1 protein-coding gene is annotated in these 360 nt (G+C 46.1%); it reads left to right on the forward strand.

What is annotated here, in order from left to right; translation table 11 throughout:
* On the forward strand, positions 1-360 hold a 360-nt coding region (locus H3S94_RS11785), incomplete at both ends, for an invasin domain 3-containing protein (RefSeq protein WP_198241185.1).

The raw sequence follows: 360 nt of genomic DNA on the forward strand, positions 1-360 counted from the left end.
CACTCACCTTTACAGCGAAGGATGCTTATGGCAATCTTGTTGCAGGATTAGGCAATGACCTTGCTTTTGACATTGTTGACGGGGGCGGTAACAAGCCGGATGAGAGCAAGGTTATTCTGTCGAACATTCAAGAGACACCGGCTCAAAGCGGCATTTATGTAGCTACATTGCAAGGCACGCTTGTCGGAACTTATAAAATTACACCGAAGGTTTCTTCTGTTGCTGTTGGAACTCTTGAAGCCACTGTGACATTGACCGCCGGTAAAGTCGATGGGGGAAAAGGAAATTCCACCTTTATCGCATCTTCGACATCATTTAACGCAGGTGATAGCAAAGGATCAACACTCACCTTTACAGCGA

Source organism: Bartonella sp. B10834G3 (assembly GCF_016102505.1).
GTDB lineage: Bacteria > Pseudomonadota > Alphaproteobacteria > Rhizobiales > Rhizobiaceae > Bartonella > Bartonella choladocola.